Source organism: Rhodohalobacter sp. 614A (assembly GCF_021462415.1).
In the GTDB taxonomy this organism is placed as follows: Bacteria; Bacteroidota; Rhodothermia; order Balneolales; family Balneolaceae; genus Rhodohalobacter.
This window is the reverse complement of sequence record NZ_JAKEDS010000001.1, coordinates 1250414-1265566: the sequence shown is the minus strand read 5'-3', so window position 1 is coordinate 1265566 and position 15153 is coordinate 1250414. Positions and strand designations below refer to the sequence as shown.

14 protein-coding genes are annotated in these 15153 nt (G+C 42.0%); 6 read left to right on the top strand and 8 right to left on the bottom strand.

Annotated elements, in window-relative coordinates; all coding sequences use genetic code 11:
• Positions 1-206: 206 nt before the first annotated feature.
• The 5 genes from L0B18_RS04985 to mdh all read left to right on the top strand — a co-directional run bounded on the left by L0B18_RS04985 (position 207) and on the right by mdh (position 6143).
• Positions 207-1355 (top strand): DmpA family aminopeptidase, encoded by a 1149-nt coding sequence (locus L0B18_RS04985; protein WP_234568609.1) that lies wholly within the window; start codon positions 207-209, stop codon positions 1353-1355.
• Positions 1356-1542: 187 nt separating this feature from the next.
• Positions 1543-2727, top strand: coding sequence for a D-alanine--D-alanine ligase family protein (locus L0B18_RS04980; protein ID WP_234568601.1), 1185 nt, complete (start codon positions 1543-1545; stop codon positions 2725-2727).
• Positions 2728-4218: an ABC transporter substrate-binding protein gene (locus L0B18_RS04975; protein ID WP_234568599.1), complete on the top strand. Its 1491-nt coding sequence runs from the start codon at positions 2728-2730 to the stop codon at positions 4216-4218.
• The gene (locus L0B18_RS04970; RefSeq protein ID WP_234568597.1) at positions 4215-5084 is read left to right on the top strand and encodes an NAD(+)/NADH kinase; all 870 of its coding nucleotides are present in this window, start codon (positions 4215-4217) and stop codon (positions 5082-5084) included. The genes L0B18_RS04975 and L0B18_RS04970 overlap by 4 nt, the downstream gene beginning before the upstream one ends.
• A 99-nt stretch (positions 5085-5183) precedes the next feature.
• Positions 5184-6143 carry a malate dehydrogenase gene (mdh, locus tag L0B18_RS04965; RefSeq protein ID WP_234568580.1) on the top strand — a complete coding sequence of 320 codons (960 nt, stop codon included), beginning with the start codon at positions 5184-5186 and terminating at the stop codon, positions 6141-6143.
• A 138-nt stretch (positions 6144-6281) separates the two neighbouring features.
• Here mdh and L0B18_RS04960 read toward each other — a convergent pair whose 3' ends face one another.
• Positions 6282-6941, bottom strand: coding sequence for a hypothetical protein (locus L0B18_RS04960; RefSeq protein WP_234568578.1), 660 nt, complete (start codon positions 6939-6941; stop codon positions 6282-6284).
• A 21-nt stretch (positions 6942-6962) separates the two neighbouring features.
• A complete protein-coding gene (trhO, locus tag L0B18_RS04955; RefSeq protein WP_234568577.1) occupies positions 6963-7925 on the bottom strand; it encodes an oxygen-dependent tRNA uridine(34) hydroxylase TrhO in 963 nt (320 codons plus the stop codon).
• A 104-nt stretch (positions 7926-8029) separates the two neighbouring features.
• Here trhO and L0B18_RS04950 point away from each other — a divergent pair, with 104 nt between their 5' ends.
• On the top strand, positions 8030-9847 hold the full coding sequence (locus tag L0B18_RS04950) for a T9SS type A sorting domain-containing protein (RefSeq protein WP_234568574.1): 1818 nt from the start codon (positions 8030-8032) through the stop codon (positions 9845-9847).
• Here L0B18_RS04950 and L0B18_RS04945 read toward each other — a convergent pair whose 3' ends face one another.
• The 6 genes from L0B18_RS04945 to L0B18_RS04920 form a co-directional block, all read right to left on the bottom strand.
• A complete protein-coding gene (locus tag L0B18_RS04945) occupies positions 9848-10483 on the bottom strand; it encodes a hypothetical protein (protein WP_234568572.1) in 636 nt (211 codons plus the stop codon).
• 137 nt (positions 10484-10620) lie between these two features.
• On the bottom strand, positions 10621-11763 hold the full coding sequence (gene hemW / locus L0B18_RS04940) for a radical SAM family heme chaperone HemW (RefSeq protein WP_370647499.1): 1143 nt from the start codon (positions 11761-11763) through the stop codon (positions 10621-10623).
• 154 nt (positions 11764-11917) lie between these two features.
• Positions 11918-12466 (bottom strand): gamma carbonic anhydrase family protein, encoded by a 549-nt coding sequence (locus L0B18_RS04935; RefSeq protein ID WP_234568551.1) that lies wholly within the window; start codon positions 12464-12466, stop codon positions 11918-11920.
• A gap of 121 nt (positions 12467-12587) precedes the next feature.
• Positions 12588-13211, bottom strand: coding sequence for a DsbA family protein (locus L0B18_RS04930; protein WP_234568549.1), 624 nt, complete (start codon positions 13209-13211; stop codon positions 12588-12590).
• A gap of 92 nt (positions 13212-13303) precedes the next feature.
• Positions 13304-13738: a SufE family protein gene (locus L0B18_RS04925; RefSeq protein ID WP_234568547.1), complete on the bottom strand. Its 435-nt coding sequence runs from the start codon at positions 13736-13738 to the stop codon at positions 13304-13306.
• A gap of 51 nt (positions 13739-13789) precedes the next feature.
• Entirely contained in the window at positions 13790-15055 is a 1266-nt protein-coding gene (locus L0B18_RS04920) for a PAS domain-containing protein (protein ID WP_234568537.1), read from the bottom strand.
• Between the last annotated feature and the right edge of the window lie 98 nt (positions 15056-15153).

Genomic DNA, 15153 nt, shown 5'->3' with positions numbered 1-15153 from the left:
GGAATTAATGTAGATGAGTGCTGCCGGGGAGAGAGTTGTGATTATGAGCGGTAGATGGTTTTAAGTAGAGAGTTTTTCGTCCATAAAAGTACGAACGAGAAACTTGCATGATTTGGGATTGAGGATGGGGGAGTGTGGAGTGCGTTGTTGAATATTATACACAATTACAGTTCCTTTCTATCTACCTAAAACCATCTACTTAAAGAATGAAGCATCAACATTTTTCCACATTTCTGATTCTGATCTTTCTAACAATTTCAGCTTCAGCCCAAACACAAAATCAACAGAGAGCACGCGAACTCGGTATTGAAACCGGAATTCTGACCCCGGGTAAGTGGAATGCCATCACAGATGTAGCCGGTGTGAAAGTTGGCCATCAAACCATTATTGAAGGTGATGATATACGAACAGGTGTGACAGCCATTCTTCCACATGATGGAAATATTTTTCGGGAACGGGTTCCGGCAGCAGTATTTGTAGGAAACGGATTCGGAAAGGCACTTGGATTTACACAAGTTCGGGAACTTGGTGAAATTGAAACGCCAATCGCTCTCACCAACACTCTTAGTATTCATACGGTGGCAAACGGTGTGGCCGACTACGTTCTCAATCAACCTGAAAATGAAAATGTGCGATCCGTAAATCCGGTTGTGGGAGAAACCAATGACGGCTGGCTGAATAACATCCGCGAAAGAAATGTGGGTATTGATGATGCGTATGCCGCCATTGAAAACGCCAAAAGTGGCTCTGTGAATGAAGGAAATGTTGGTGCGGGAACCGGAACAAGAGCTCTGGGATTTAAGGGAGGAATTGGCACATCATCAAGAGTTCTGCCCCGCGATAAAGGCGGATATACGGTTGGCGTTTTGGTGCAATCCAATTTTGGCGGAATTCTTACAATCAACGGAGCGCCGGTCGGTAAAGAGCTGAACAATCATTACATGGCAAATGAAGTGCCTTATGATGTGGATGGCTCCATTATGATCATCGTTGCGACGGATGCGCCCATCACATCCCGCAATCTTGAGCGTCTGGCGAAACGCGCATTTCTTGGAGTAGCGAGAGTCGGCGGATTTGCTTCCAACGGCAGCGGCGATTATGTGATTGCGTTTTCAACCAGCGAAGATGTTCGAATTCATCAGAATGGAGAATCCACAAATTCTATTACCGAATTAAAAAATGATGCCATGACTCCCCTTTTTCTCGCCGCAGTAGAAGCAACAGAAGAAGCCATTCTGAACTCTCTCTTTGCAGCCGAAACAATAACCGGCTGGAATGGCCACACACAAGAAGCTCTTCCGGTTGACGAAGTGATGGAAATTCTGAAAAAGTATAACGCTGTGGAGAAGCAGTAAATAGTCGATGGTTTTAAGTAGATAGAATTAAACTAAGATTTAGTCTTCTCACGGCTTCTTCAACTGCAACAAACAACCGGCAACTAACTACAAACCACTTATAACCATCTACCTAAAACTATCTACTGCCGTTGTCAATTGACGGGCTAACTTCGTATCATAAATAGTTATACAAGCTTTTTTCTTTATGGATCAAAAAACAATTTTAGTGGCATTTGGAGGTGCGTCTCCAGAGCATGAGGTTTCTGTCATTACATCACATCAAGCCATTGCAGCATTGCAGGAATCGAACTATTCCATCACCCCTCTTTACCTTACAAAAAACGGCCGGTGGCTGACGGGCGAAACATTACTCGATCTGAAAAATTTTGAAGATTTAAAAAAACTCGAAGACAGTTGTACTCCCTGTACATTCGGCCAAAATGAATTTGGTCAGCCGGTTCTTCTTGAGCAAAAAACCGGATTTTTCTCAAAACCTAAAACCACCCCTATTTTCGCCGTGATTGATGGATTCCACGGATCCAAAGGAGAAAATGGCGCATTCCAGGGCGCTTGTGAAATGTTTAACATCCCATGTACCGGAAGCGGCGTTATGGGTTCTGCTATCGGTATGGACAAAGTGATGGCAAAAACCATCTGCCGTGCCAATGAAATCCCGGTTGCTGAAAGTGTGGACTTCTTTGAACCAGACTGGGTAGATCATCAATCAACCCTGATAACCAAAATTGAATCGCTTGAATACCCGGTCATTGTAAAACCTGTTCACCTGGGAAGCAGTATCGGGGTTGAGGTTGTGATGAATCAGGAATCATTGATTCGTGCTGTAGAAGCCGCTTTTAAATATGATGACCACTTGCTTGTTGAAACGGTGATCACACCCCTAATGGAAATTAATTGCTCGGTATTAGGGTCCTCCCGGGCTCAAAGAACCAGCGTTTGTGAGCGTCCGATTGGCAAAGAAGAACTTCTCTCTTTCCAGGATAAATATTTGAATGACGCTGAAGCAAAGGGCATGGCTTCGGCCGACCGGGAAATTCCCGCCAAAATTCCGGATGAACTCACAAAGGCGATACAAGAAACCTCTGTCAAAGTTTTTAAACTGCTTTCTTGCAGCGGACTGGCCCGGCTTGATTTTCTTGTGAATGAAGAGACACACCAATTTTACTTCAATGAAATCAACACCATACCCGGCTCATTTTCGTTTTATTTATGGAAAGAATCTGGTATTTCATTTACGGATTTGTTGTTAGAACTTATCGACATTGCCGTGGAAGATCAGAACCAAAAGGCAAGACGTATTCAAAGTTACGATACAAACTTATTAAGCCAGAAAGCTGTTAAAGGTATCAAAGGACTAAAAAGCAAAAAATAGATGAACATCAAACATGTAAGAAACCTCGCCCTTTTGCTGTCGTTGATGACAGTAGTCTATGCTTGCAGCAGTTCCAAAAGTACCGTCGTTGTAGTTGAAGAAACGCCTGCTACCGAGCAAACCCCTCAACCGGATTCAGTCGATGAACAATTCACAGAAATTACAATTGGCCTGATCGACTCTGTTTCTAATTTTGATCCGCTTTTTGCAGAAAATCTCAGCACTCAGCGAACCTTGTCTTTGATTTATGAGGGATTATATACGCTGGACCGGCAGGGAAATCCAGTTCCGGCAATTGCCAGTGAAGTAGAAATTTCTGACGACAGCCTGCAGTATGTTTTTACCCTGGATGAGAATAAATACTTTCACAACAGTTCTGTTTTTACCGCTGGTGTTGGGAGAAGAGTGTTGGCGTCTGATGTAAAACAGGCTTTTGAACGAACGGCAAAAAATAACGTCCCGGGAAATGCCGCACAGTTGTTAATGGGTATCAACGGATATGAGAATTTCTTCCTGGAACAACGGTCTGTTTATGATGCAGGTAAACGCGTGTTGGATGGCGTCGGTGGCATTCAGGTTCTGAACCGGCAGACCGTCGCGATCATCCTTACAGAAAAAGATCCGGATTTTCTGAAAAAGCTCGCATCACCTTATCTCTTTGTTTATCCGCAGGAAGCCATCAATAACAGCAATCGGCCGTTGGTAAATAATCCCGTCGGCACCGGACCGTATTTTCTAAATCGTGTGCAAAATAATGGCCAGATTGTCCTTTCAAGGGATGAACGGAGAACCAATGGAGAGCCTGAGCTTACTCTCATAAACAGAATTAACCTGGTTCATTTTGCGGATGAGACACAACTTTTTGAACAGTTTACCGCCGGTCAAATTGACTGGATTCCTGAAATCGGTCCGGCAATTTCTGAACAGGTTTTAGATGACGATGGCGAACTGCAAGCAGCTTACGAAGGAAACCAGGAAAGTTACTTTAGCCTTGCAGAAAATAATGCAAATCGAGTTGTTGCATTTTATCTTAACGAACGGGCTACGGTCAACCAGGATTGGCTCATCAACAGGCTGGCCTATTTAACAGATGAAGATTTTGGAATACGCGGTGCGGTGACACTGAATGTAGATGATTTTGAAATTATCGAAGAAGCTGAACCGCAGGAACAGTATTACACAACATTTACGGAAGATTCGTACGCCCGGCAACTACTCACGGAGCTTCACAACATTATCTTTATTCCACAATCATCCCTTGTTCTTTTTGATATTCGTGTTCCAACCAACCAAACGTCTATTTATTCTGAAAACAGCAGTTCGTGGAATGAAATGCTGGAGCCGTTAGACGACTCTTATTTCTTACGGGTGGACACAAAAATCCTTGGCCTCTACCAGGATTATGTTACCGGAATTGAATCTACCACCGTGCCCTGGCTTCTGCATATTGATGAAATCGAGGTTCAAAATTCTCAATCAACCGTGCAATGACTTTTTGCATCATAGCAAATCCTGAAAAGTATTCCATCCAGGATCCGCTCGAAAGAGTGATCAAATGGTGCCGTGCCAATGACATTCAAGTCTTTGCCAGCCAAAAGCTAAAACAACATTTCCCGGAAATTGTAGTTGGTAAAACTATCTCCATCACCCCCGATGAAGCGGAAGCGGTAAAAGACGCCGACATCATTATTGCTATGGGTGGCGATGGCACGATGTTGCATACCGCTCATTTGGTAAAAGAAATTGATAAACCGCTGTTGGGAATCAACACCGGCAAACTTGGCTTTATGGCCAATATTCAACCTTCACAAATTGAAGATGCGCTGCAAAGCGTGGTGGATGGAAAATATCTCCTCGACAAACGCCAGATGCTCATGGCCACCACAGAAGATGAAAGCCGGTATTATGCGCTGAATGAATTTCTCTTTTCGAGAAAGGATACATCTTCCATGATTACGCTTGAAGTTGAATATGATGGCTCACTCATCAACCGGTATTGGGCAGATGGATTGATCATCTCTTCTCCTACCGGATCAACGGCGTATAATCTTTCTGCCGGCGGGCCCATTATTCAGCCAAACACACCGGTAATGGTGGTGACCCCCATCAACCCGCATACGTTAACTACACGCCCGCTTGTGCTGCCAAGCATCCGTCCGCTGACCGTGCGAAGTTTGGGTCCTTTCGACCACATTCTTTTTTCTTATGATGGAATTGTTCAGCCGCACAACAGCAAACTTGACATCGAAATTATTCAGAGCGATTTTTCAGTAGACCTTATACAATTGCCCGATCAAAACTATTTTGAAACACTGCGAAATAAATTGATGTGGGGATACGACAAACGAAAAGACTAACCCATAAATCCGGAATTCATTCAACAAACACAGAGATTCTGTAATTTTTGGATTCCAACTATTTTTAATAGAAACACTCATTAAATCAGAAATAAAATCATGAAAGTAACTGTTGTAGGAGCCGGAGGAAATGTAGGCTCAACGGTGGCATTTGCTATTGCCGAACGCGATTTTGCGAAAGAAGTTGTAATGGTTGATATCGAAAGAAAAGATGGAGAAAAAACCTTCTATCCATCCAAGGGACGAGCGCTCGACCAGTGGGAAACTGCTCCCATTTCCGGTTTTGATACCCGGTTAACCGGAACCGTTGATTATGAAGACACGAAAGATTCTGACGTCTGTGTGATTACCGCCGGTATTCCAAGAAAACCCGGCATGAGCCGGGACGACCTGTTGGAAATCAATAGCAATATTGTTGAAAGCGTAACCAAAGAGTTGGTTAAATACTCACCAGATACCATTATCATTGTGGTATCCAATCCGCTTGATGTGATGGCTTATGTTGCACACGAAACCAGCGGACTGCCTTCTACCAAAGTGATGGGAATGGCAGGTATTCTTGATACGGCGCGATATCGTGCATTCATTGCCCAGGAGTTAGACATCTCCCCGAAAGATATTCAGGCATTGCTCATGGGCGGCCATGGTGATACAATGGTTCCGCTACCCCGATACACCACAGTAGCCGGAATTCCCGTTACCCAACTCATTGATAAAGAGAAACTCGATGCTATTGTAGATCGCACCAAAAAAGGCGGCGGTGAAATTGTCGGCCTGATGGGAACATCAGCCTGGTATGCTCCCGGAGCTGCAGCCGCACAAATGGTTGAAGCCATTATGCTCGATCAAAATCGAATATTTCCGTGCGCTGTGCGTTTAAATGGTGAGTATGGAATCAACGATCTCTTTCTTGGCGTGCCTGTGAAGTTGGGACATGGCGGAATCAAGGAAATCATTGAGGTTGATTTAAACGATGAAGAACAGGATCTTTTAACTTCATCAGAAAAAGCAGTTCGTTCCACTTTGGACGAATTCAAAAAACTGATGGAAGATAAATAAACCGCAAATAAACGAAGACATAAGGCTCTTCACTACTTGCACTTATGCCTCAATCCGGTTTCCGGGTTGAGGCTTTTTTTATTATGGAAAAGATTGATTGAACGATTTAAAGATTATTCAGGTATATACATTTCAAAGCTAAAATGATCGCCCAAACCCCCCTCCAAAAAAGATTACTGGCTCAAGAGAATAATTCTTTAATTCTAAAATGTCATTCAGATGAAAATTCTTATTGTGATTCTTTTTTGAAAAATCACTTACAGGGTTTGTCAGAACTCCTGTGTAAGTGAACTCAAAATTCTGAGCAAGCAAATTATTATATATTTGTTTGGCATTCCTAAAACCATTTAAAATTGACTGAGATATTTCTTTTTTATTCTCATAAAAATCTGGCTTCGCTCCTCTTAACCAATAGTAAAAATCGTCTCCACCTAATGAATTATAAATATAGATAGATCTTATTTTGTTTTTAAAGGTTTTTTGTGGCGGTGAGAGTTTCTCAAGTGGAACTAAATGAATAGGATAAGTATCTGAAATTTTTAGAAAGAGGAATCTTTTTTTAATTCTTAAATAATCATCTAAGACTTCTTTAAAAGTTTCAATAGAAATTTTATAGGGAAAGTTAAATCTAATATCCTTAAAAGGATTTTTGGAGAACAAGTCAATCTCAAACTGATCGTAGATAAAATCGAATTTAGCCGTCAAAAAACATCTAAAAAACAAATCATAAACATTCGAACTTAACTCTTTCTTTATTTGAGATAACTCTGGAAAACTATACTCTTTTTTGTCATTCATCCACTTTTATTCAATTAAAAACTACTCCTTCTGCAATTCCCGCTCTTTAAACTCATCATCAAAATAATTATACCATTTGCGGAATGGACGGAAGGCATTTTCTGCATCAAAGGGACGTTTGTATTCACTTTGTTTGCACTCTTCGCTACAACAGCCATCCATGATTTTGGCGCCCTCTTCCGAGCATACAAACAACTTATTGCATTCCATATTGGCGCAGTTGATATAGCTGTCAGCAGGCTTGCCGGTAATTTCGCAACGGGCAATGGGTTGCAAATCTCCTTTGTTCACCGGAACGACTAACCGGTCATCAAACACAAAACATTTGCCTTTAAAATGTTCGCCACCCTCTTCTTTGGCATACCGCAGAATTCCGCCGTGAAGCTGATTGACATCATCCCAGCCTTTCTGCTTCATCAAAACAGAGAATTTTTCGCAACGAATTCCGCCCGTGCAGTACATCAATACTTTCTTGTCTTTGGGGATCTTTTTTTCGGCTTCATCCAGCCATTGCGGGAAATCATAAAAATTGTCCACATCCGGGGTCATAGCCCCTTCAAAATGACCTACTTTTGATTCGTAATTATTCCGAACGTCAATTATTACAAAATCGTCTTCGTTTTCCATTACGTTTCGCCACTCTTCCGGCTCAAGGTAATTTCCTCCATTCTGAGGATTCAGACCATCCATGTGAATGGCCACCAATTCATCGCGAACTTTACAAATCAGTTTTGCGAAAGGAATCTCATCATGTTGGTCGGTTTTAAATTCGGTATTCTCGAATCCCTCGATCTTCCGCAAATATTGCCGGTAATTTTCAATTTGCTCGGGAGTTCCGCCAAGAGTTCCGTTAATTCCCTCTTTGCCGATATATACGCGCCCTTTCAGACCAAGTCTCTTTAATTCTTTTTTATGATCTCCACAAAATATTTCGGGATCAGCAATCGGACTAAAATTATAGTAAAGTATTACTTCGTATTTCATATTGTATATTCAGACGATTTATAAATAGAATTCGTTAAACCTGTCACGAATTCATAATTTACGACGATTTCAAATAATTTTTAAACCCTCTCTGAACGGGATTCATGATCAACCGCATCCGGCAGATTTTATTGACTTTTTTATGTTTGGCTTTTGCGCTTGGAGGACCAAATTTATTTGCACAAAATCATATCGATCCCATACTTCCCACCGCTCACCACCCGGTACTTTCAGCTATACAAAAAGAAGTTGCCATCGGTAATATTTCAAAAGAAGAGGCACTGCTTCAATCCATTTATGCCGGTTTTAAACCCGAACGGCTGGATACGCGCTTTCGTACATCTTCCGATCAACTTATTAAATGTTTGACGCCTGTTCTTGCAGAGTACGAGCAAATGAAAGATCAAATGAATCCGGCCACGGTTTCAGAAATTGAAACTCTTCTTTCTGTTGAAACCTCCGCCGAAACCCGTAGTCATACTTCTCCTTCAGGAAATTTTATTCTTTATTACGAAACCACCGGACTGGATGCAGTGCCGCTTGAGGATCTGGATAACAGCGGCGTCCCCGATTATATTGAAAAAGCTGCATTTGCGGCTGATTCTTCCTACCGTTATGAAGTGCTCGAACTCGGTTTTATGGATTTTCTTAAGGACGAACCGTATGTGATTTACTTCCAAAATTTTCAATTTTATGGCACCACACGGGCTTCCGGTTCAACCACAACTATTAACATCCATAATGATTTCGGAGGTTTCCCGGGAAATACACATCCCGAAGGAGATCAAACCGGGGCTCTTTATGCAACGATTGCTCATGAAGTGAAACACGCTATTCAATACACAAACAACCGTTGGAAGGGAGATTCCGGAAACGCTGTATGGATTGAGATGGATGCTACATTAATGGAGGAAGTGGTTTTTGACGATGTAAATGACTACTACAATTACATCATGAACTTTAATAGCGCGGATGATGACTGGGATCAAAACTCTCCCCACAGCTCATCCATATTTGGCAGTCCCAATAGCCCCATTCCCGGTTCTTATAATCATATAACCTGGGCACTTTATTTTGCCGAATCGTATGGCATGCAGTTTTGGGTTGATGTTTGGAAAGAGATTCGGGCCGATTATTTGAATAAACAGGACAACGAAGATTTCATCTCCTATTTAGATGCCATAGAGCGGGTTTTAATTGCAAATAATCAAACATTCCCTCAGGAACATATTAATAATCACCTCTGGCATATGACGGCCGGACCTGATTTCATGATCCCCAAATTTGGTTTCCAGGAAAAAGAAAATTATCCCTCCTCAAGATTTATAGAAACACTTTTTCAGCCGCCAGACAGTCTCACCAATCAACTGATTCTTGCAAAAGCGGCAAACTACATTCACGTGATACCGTCCAACATTATTCCCGGACAACCCACTTTTCTCCTCGATGCTACCGTAAACGGTGTTGGTTTAGGTGTGATTGGGTTTTTCAGGAATGGGGAAATTGATACCCAGTTTATCGCAAATCCCAATTCAAAATCCCAGGCCCTTCAAACGACGTGGAGCTGGGACAATCTCACGGATATTCGAATTGCAGTTGTAAATACCCACAGAGACAGTAGCGGAACGTATAATCTTACGGTTACATCGACTATTCCGGATGAGGATACTATTACCCAAAATTATCCAAATCCATTTAACCCGGTTACAAACATCCGGTTTTCTTTGAGTGAAGCCAAACGAGTGAAAGTAGAAGTGTATGACCGGATCGGCAGACAAATTTCTACGCTGATCGACGACCGTTTAAATCGCGGATTCCACACCATTCAGTTCGACGCGTCTGATCTTGCATCCGGCGTGTATTTTTACAGGATTATTACAGATCAAACCGTCTCAACCAAAAAAATGGTTCTTATTAAATAGTTACTGATTGAAGGCAGGCCTCATCAGTGTGGCGTTTCTGTTTACGTCCAGATTTCTCAGTAAACTTTCTCTGACCGCCGGTGATAGTTGAATGGTTTGAATGACCTGACGAGTGGAATCCAGTTTCTGTTCATAAACCTGATTTACTTCGGCCAGCTCTCTCGTCTCAACCTGGAGCTTTGTATTTTCTTGTTTTAACTGGGTCGCTTCCTGTACAAGGTTCGCATTCGGATTCCACGCTTTAAGAAATGCGGATCTGCTTCCAGATTCCGTTTCGACATCCTCAACGATTGCCGTTTGGGTTGTATCGGTTGCCGTTGCGGGATCACGATCATCAATATCAGCGGGAAGAAAAGAAGTACCGCCCATAATGGTCAAATAAATCAGGAGCCCGTTAAAAGGTGCTATCACCAGTTTTTTTAAAGTTCTTTGATCACTCAGAAAAAAACCGATTAGTGCTACAAGGATGGCAATTGTAAACCCCAGGACTTTCAGATCTATATCGCCCCAGACATCGGAAATGGCACTGGTTGCTACCCAGGTTACCACCACTCCTCCGTACAGCGTTCTAAAAGATGCATCGTCAAAGAATTCTTTTTGCGGTTGCGAAATGGCTTGGTCGTTGGGTGGAGTCATGGCTAAGGAAACTTGTTTGGGGTTGGGATTCTCTCACTTCTCTTTTGATTCTTTGGTGCAGCGGAATCCCTTATATATTTAAAAAATTTTAATAGTATTCAAGTCCGGCAATAAATTGATTCGATTGAAATCAACTTTTATTCACCCAAAGCAAGTAAATCAACAACCAAATGATCGGAAATTTTTAACCCTTCGGCCGTCATTCTGAAGACATCATTTTCTCGTTCAAAAAAACTTTTTTTGATCTGCTTTTCGATCCATTTTCGTTGCTTATCAGAAAAGCGATAGTCATACATTTCTTCTAAATTCTTCTCTGATACTCCCCATTTGGTTCGCAGTCCCAGCATAATTCTTTCTTCACCAAGTGTTTTTGGGGATAAATTTTCTTCCTCTTCACGATAACTTCCCGACGGATTATTCAAATAGTTTTTCAGATTCGCCTGATTCAGCCATCGTTTTGCGCCTTCTTTATCCCGCCAAAAAGAATGAGCGGATGGGCCCAGTCCTATATAATTTTCATGATTCCAGTAATTACTGTTATGAACCGCTTCCTTCCCCGGCTTTGCAAAGTTACTGACTTCATATTGCTCAAGTCCCGCTTTTTGGAGTTCACTTCGCACCAGGTCGAAATGCTCCGAAACACGATCATCATCCGGCGGGTTGATCCGTCCAAGTTCAACTTGTTTGCCCAGCCGAGTTTTTGGTTCAATGGTTAATGAATAAGCAGAAATATGCGGGGGATCAAAAGATAGCAGTTGATCAATATCACGCTTCAGTTTTGCCGCCGATTGTCCCGGATTTCCGTAAATCAAATCAGCCGTAAATGACGGGAAACCTGTTTTCTGAAGAGCTTCCAGGGCATGAATGGCTTCCCCGGGATTGTGTGCCCGGTGCATAAATTCCAGTATTTTTTTATCAAAAGACTGAACCCCCATACTGGCACGGTTCACTCCCAAATCCCGGATCATGGAGAGATACTCCGGAGTCACATCATCCGGATTGAGTTCCATTGTTACTTCAACAGGATCAACCAGAAATACTTCGTGAAGCGATTCAAAAATACTCTCCAGTTGTTTTTCATTCAGGAGTGATGGAGTGCCGCCGCCCAAATAAATCGTTTGAACGGATTCTTTGGCAAATTTGGAGTCCTTGTAAGACTGAATTTCCGAGACAAGCGCATCAACAAAAGGCTGTCGGAGTTCGCCGCGGGTCAAAAAATAAAAATCACAATAGCTACAAGCTTGTTTGCAAAACGGTATGTGAATGTAAATTCCGGACACTTTGGAATTTTGAATGAAGAATGTTGAGTGTTGAATATTGAATGTGCAATGAAGTGTCTGTACGACTAATGCAAAGCACAATTTACTTTACAAGTTTCTGCAATATTATCGCAATGACGATTCCTAATTCAACATTCAAAATCTATAATTAAAATTAGCCTTTGGCTTTATAGAAAGGATTTTCGTCGTACTTGTCCACCTGCCGATAGGTTCGCTGGTACTTCACGTAATTCTCAGCATTTTTAACGATGTGCCTGAGTTCCTCATCCGTAAGTTCTCTTGCTTTCCTTGCCGGCGTTCCCATATATAAAAAGCCGGATTCTAACCGCTTGCCGGGCGGCACAAGGCTTCCGGCCGCAATCATCACATCCGATTCCACAATCACATCATCCAGAATAGTAGACTGAATTCCAACCAAAACCCGATCATGAATGGTACAGGCGTGAATCATCGCATTATGGCCAATGGTAACCAAATCGCCCAATTTTGTAGGGCCGGTTTGATTTGTGACGTGAATGCAGGTGTTATCCTGAACATTGCTTTTTTCTCCAATCTCAATCCAGTTAACATCCCCCCGAATGGTAACATTAAACCAGATGGAACTTTCGCGGCCAATAGTCACATCCCCGATGATATCGGCACTTGGAGCCACAAAAACAGAATCATCAAATTGGGGAGATTTTTTTAGAAATTCGTAAATCATATAGAGGAGATTATGTCTCTAAAAAAGACAATCCGAAGCAGAGCTTCGGATTGAGTATAAAGAATTATGAATGATGAACCATTTCTGAATTCAACATTCCTTGTTCGATATTCAATAAATATTAGCCTTCCGACCGGTACATATACAGTTCTACAATTGCTTTGAACTGGTCGTACGAACGTGGATTCTGCCGCAATTTCTGTCCGTTCAGGAAATATGTAGGCGTAGAGTTGACCGTTCGCCGTATTCCTTCCTGGCGCTGCCTATTCACTGTCTCAGCCACTTCATCCGATTCGAGATCTTCTTCAAATTGTTCCATATCGAGGCCAATCTGCTCGGCAAAATCAAAAAAGTATTCCTCTGCCCCGCCTTGCGACCATTGCTCTTGGTATTGAAAAATCAGATTGTGCATCTCCTGGAACTTACCTTGTTGATTAGCTGCTTCAGCTGAACGTGCTGCAAGATCGGAAAACTGATGTCCCTGAAGTGGGAAATAACGATACTCCAATTCAACCATATCACCATACTCGGCTTTCAGTTGATTCTCAATAGGAACATACGCCTTGCATGCCGGACACTGGTAATCACTATACTTCAGAATTTCTACTTTTTGAGCTACGCGCTGAGCATTACTCGCCTCAGACTGGCCATTGGAATTACCGAAAACGCCACCATAATAAAGTGCCGTGATAGCCACCCCGATAAAGGCAACGAATGCTACTGTTTGTATAACTTTTTTATTCATAATGGAACTTATCTGATTTTTGTTTGGGAAGCCCCTTTCACCTTAATATTAACAAATTGAAACGTGTAGAGTTTACACAAATTCAAAGTGAATTACTGTACAGATTGACTAATCTTGCTTTTATAAGCCATCGCATAGATCTTCATCTGCTTTACCATCGAAGCCAAACCGTTTGAACGAGTTGGCGAAAGATGCTGCTGCATACCGATCTTTTCGATAAATTCAGGGTCCGTTTGAAGAATCGCATCCGGAGTTTCGCCGGAATAGAAATTCACAAGCATCGCCACCAAGCCTTTGGTAATGGCTGCATCGCTGTCGGCTTTAAAAATTATCTTATCATGATCCAGCTCGGTAACAAGCCATACCTGGGACTGACATCCCCGCACAAGATTTTCCTCCACTTTATGCTTGTCATCCAGTGGGTCGAGCTTTTGCCCAAGCTTGATGATGTACTTGTATCGCTCGGGCCAATCACCCAATAATTCAAATTGTCTTACAATCCGATCCTGTTTTTCTTGTATAGTCATGCCTTAAAGTAAGAATTCTTTCGACAGGTTTCGAACCGTTAACGAAAAAGATCAGTTTTTAGTCGTTTTTTTTGCCGAAGAAATCTGAGTAGAGATTGATCCCTTCACGGCTTCAACATTCGCATTCTCAACGTCCCAAACCGGTTTGGCATAATCAATCACTTCTGAATAGCTGCCATCTTTTCTCTTGATGCGGTATTGCTCTGTATTCGGCTTTCCCTGCAGAATGTTTTTAAGATGTGCTTCCACTTTTTCAATATCATCTTTGTGAACAAAATCACCAATCGGTGTACCTTCGGCCTGCTTGGCAGAAACGCCGGTAATCTTTATAAAAGAGTCCGATACATAATCAAAAACAAAATCGCCACCACTGGTCTGTACCAGTTTGTATCGGAAATCTTTTGTTGAATCATACATTTTTCGATACGATTCATTCCGTTTATTCAACATGGCCATAATTCGCTTCTGGAGTGATTTATTCTCGAATGAAGTCCGTACCACTTTCTGGTCATCAATTTCGAGAAGGCGTGTTCTTACCTGAACCTCCACAGAATTGCCTTTCTTATTTACGATATTCAGTTCATACACAGCCCCTTCAAAATCACTCGGCTTAAATTGGTCAAATTTATGCTTGAAAGTTTCGACCTGCTCATCCGCCAAAAGATCCCAGATTTTACTCTTTTTAAGTTCTTCGTCGTCATACCCAATCAGATCCCGGAAGGCTTTGTTGGATGTGATAATATTGCCCTGCTCATCAATATCAATCAGTGTCTTCTTCGACTCCTCGTCAAGGCTGTCGAACTCTATCTGAGAGTCCATCACTTTTCTTTCCGACCGTTTACGCTCGGTAATATCATGCTGATACGACACCCAATGTGTAACTTCTCCCTCTTCGTTCGTAAGCGGATGGATGTCCCATTGAATAATAAATTCTGTCCCGTCTTTTCGGTAATTCACGGTGTGGCCAAAAAATGATTGCCCTTCCCTGAGACGCTTCTTAAGCGTATCTAAAACTTTACGATCGGTTTTTGGCCCCTGAAGAATTCGCGGGGTTTTGCCAATCACTTCTTCTTTTGTGTAACCGGTCATTCGGGTAAAACCGTCATTCACATATACAATTTTAGGACCGGGTTTATCAAGTTCGAGAGTGGTAATCAAAACCGAATCGTAATCACTGCGAACCGCACTCTCTAATAAATCCAGTTGTTCTTTTGCGTTATCTCTCTCCTCAACGAGGCCCTGTACAAATTCGATGAGTTTTTTGTACGATTCTTCGTCTTTACTGTTTGATTTCAAAAATTCCTGAAAATTTCTCATTGTCTTGGTTGTGGTTTTTATACTTAAAAATGCCTTGAAACGTATCGTAAAAGCCCGTTTTCCCATCTTAATAAGGCATATTGAAACGTAAACATGTT

What these genes read in the sequence shown, in the direction of transcription:
- L0B18_RS04935 (WP_234568551.1), bottom strand. Translation starts at nt 12,466, where the DNA reads ATGATTTACGAATTTCTAAAAAAATCTCCCCAATTTGATGATTCTGTT.
- mdh (WP_234568580.1), top strand. Translation starts at nt 5,184, where the DNA reads ATGAAAGTAACTGTTGTAGGAGCCGGAGGAAATGTAGGCTCAACGGTG.
- L0B18_RS04970 (WP_234568597.1), top strand. Translation starts at nt 4,215, where the DNA reads ATGACTTTTTGCATCATAGCAAATCCTGAAAAGTATTCCATCCAGGAT.
- L0B18_RS04920 (WP_234568537.1), bottom strand. Translation starts at nt 15,055, where the DNA reads ATGAGAAATTTTCAGGAATTTTTGAAATCAAACAGTAAAGACGAAGAA.
- L0B18_RS04975 (WP_234568599.1), top strand. Translation starts at nt 2,728, where the DNA reads ATGAACATCAAACATGTAAGAAACCTCGCCCTTTTGCTGTCGTTGATG.
- L0B18_RS04930 (WP_234568549.1), bottom strand. Translation starts at nt 13,211, where the DNA reads ATGAATAAAAAAGTTATACAAACAGTAGCATTCGTTGCCTTTATCGGG.
- L0B18_RS04925 (WP_234568547.1), bottom strand. Translation starts at nt 13,738, where the DNA reads ATGACTATACAAGAAAAACAGGATCGGATTGTAAGACAATTTGAATTA.
- L0B18_RS04960 (WP_234568578.1), bottom strand. Translation starts at nt 6,941, where the DNA reads ATGAATGACAAAAAAGAGTATAGTTTTCCAGAGTTATCTCAAATAAAG.
- L0B18_RS04950 (WP_234568574.1), top strand. Translation starts at nt 8,030, where the DNA reads ATGATCAACCGCATCCGGCAGATTTTATTGACTTTTTTATGTTTGGCT.
- L0B18_RS04985 (WP_234568609.1), top strand. Translation starts at nt 207, where the DNA reads ATGAAGCATCAACATTTTTCCACATTTCTGATTCTGATCTTTCTAACA.
- L0B18_RS04945 (WP_234568572.1), bottom strand. Translation starts at nt 10,483, where the DNA reads ATGACTCCACCCAACGACCAAGCCATTTCGCAACCGCAAAAAGAATTC.
- trhO (WP_234568577.1), bottom strand. Translation starts at nt 7,925, where the DNA reads ATGAAATACGAAGTAATACTTTACTATAATTTTAGTCCGATTGCTGAT.
- L0B18_RS04980 (WP_234568601.1), top strand. Translation starts at nt 1,543, where the DNA reads ATGGATCAAAAAACAATTTTAGTGGCATTTGGAGGTGCGTCTCCAGAG.